The organism is Acinetobacter sp. CFCC 10889 (genome assembly GCF_003268395.1).
Classification (GTDB): Bacteria; Pseudomonadota; Gammaproteobacteria; order Pseudomonadales; family Moraxellaceae; genus Acinetobacter.
Map to the genome: position 1 here is coordinate 1 of NZ_LQXQ01000147.1, position 1,648 is coordinate 1,648.

Consider the following 1,648-nt stretch of genomic DNA (forward strand, 5'->3'; position numbering starts at 1 on the left):
GAATTGTCAGTCCCGTTAGACCTTGAATTTCCTGCACAATGGTTTTTTTAACTTGTGCAAAAGTAGGAATCTTAAATGCCATGATTTGTTATCCTCCAACGGGCACAAAATAAAGAATGGTTTGCTTTTCCCCAGTGAGTTGGGTGATTTCGATCAGCAAATCAATACGGCTTTTTTCACTTTGATTGGCTGTGATATTGATCGCTTCAACACGACTTTCTAACAGGTCTTCTAACGCTTCAAATGCATATTGTTTAGCGAGCAATAAGTTACGAGGAACGTCCTTGGAACGTAACAATAAATAAAATCGACTGCCGAGATTTGGATTAGCCCAGTATTTACCACGATGTACAAGTAGTCGCATAATCACAGCTTGAATAAGGCTGACATCAAATTTTTTATTCAAACTCTCAATGACATAGTCACGGGTTTTTAGATCAATTTCTGCCATAAATGTTTATTCCATTGGAGTTGAAGGTGTAGGGGAGTTGCCATGTGTATGAGGGTTATAAGCATCTCGCATTGCTTGCATAGAGCCTTTTTTATCAATGACATCACCATTCAAAACATGTAAATCACCGTCATCAATAAAAACATCACCACCTTTCAAATGTATGCCATCCTGTTTTAGTAAAACTTGATGCCCAAACTGATCATAAATACAGGTTTCACCCTCATTGACAGTAATCATGATCGGTGCTTCAGTACTTGCAATAATGATGGATCGTGCAGATTTGCCCATCATCGGCAGTATTACCACCCGACTTTTTTCAGGTATCCAAGATGAAAATCCGACTTGCTGATAGATTTCCATTTCGTCCATCACTTCATCGGCTAAGCCTTGGATTTGAGCTTTGACTCCGGCACGGGCAACGATGCCTAAAAATGCCTGTCTAATTTGACCTAAACTTTTAGAAATCATACTCATTGGCTATCTCCAGTTGGCTTGGCTTCAGAACTTTCCTTTTTCTTAGTTTCTTTTTTGCCTTTTACTTCTTTTTCCTTGTAGAGCAATGGTTGTGCCCAATCGCCTTCACGTTTAAGCTTTAATTCAGTGGTTTTACCCTCATGACGAGATAGTCGAAAAGTACGACCCATCACCACCCATTTGGCATTTGAACGTGCAAGAACATCACTATTAAAATGAATCAGTCCAGTTGTTTTCCAAACTGACCCATTGATGACCCAGTCGGGTACAGTGGTTGTCAATGTATAGGCTTCTAAGTCATTGTCATGTTGAACTTTATCAATTGCAGCTTGTGCTTCCGCTTGGGTTTCAACATCCCCTAATGTGATAATTTTCAATCTTGCATAAGCGTAAGGCGTGGTACGTTTAGTTTCAGCTAAAATATGCTGACCTTTTTCATCCTGACTTAAAATTTTAAGATCACTAAAAACATTAGACACATCTTCGTCATAACTCGCTGAAAGCACATTATTATTTTGACCACCAAACATTAGATTTAATGTTTGTGAAGGTTGTTGGGATTGGTTAAATGGGTTGCCAATATTCATGACACCTTGCTCATCCATCCATACAAATTGACCCGTCACTTGAGCCGCTTTCGCAATCGCATCATATAAAGACTCGCCTGGTTCTACCGTGATTTTATTCTTCAACCAAGCATCATCCTGCACACGAAAGCCA

2 protein-coding genes and 1 pseudogene are annotated in these 1,648 nt (G+C 39.4%); all 3 read right to left on the reverse strand.

Features of this window, described 5'->3' with window-relative positions; translation table 11 throughout:
- Window positions 1-88: 88 nt before the first annotated feature.
- The gene (locus AVJ19_RS21065; RefSeq protein ID WP_111861423.1) at window positions 89-451 is read right to left on the reverse strand and encodes a phage GP46 family protein; all 363 of its coding nucleotides are present in this window, start codon (window positions 449-451) and stop codon (window positions 89-91) included.
- Window positions 452-457: 6 nt separating this feature from the next.
- Window positions 458-928: a phage baseplate assembly protein domain-containing protein gene (locus AVJ19_RS21070; protein WP_111861424.1), complete on the reverse strand. Its 471-nt coding sequence runs from the start codon at window positions 926-928 to the stop codon at window positions 458-460.
- Window positions 925-1,648 (reverse strand): annotated as a pseudogene (locus tag AVJ19_RS21075) (hypothetical protein); the annotation flags it as partial. The gene AVJ19_RS21070 and the pseudogene AVJ19_RS21075, both read right to left, overlap by 4 nt.

Bases quoted from the DNA above. Each gene is read 5' to 3' on its own strand.
- AVJ19_RS21070 (WP_111861424.1), bottom strand. From the start codon at position 928: ATGAGTATGATTTCTAAAAGTTTAGGTCAAATTAGACAGGCATTTTTA.
- AVJ19_RS21065 (WP_111861423.1), bottom strand. From the start codon at position 451: ATGGCAGAAATTGATCTAAAAACCCGTGACTATGTCATTGAGAGTTTG.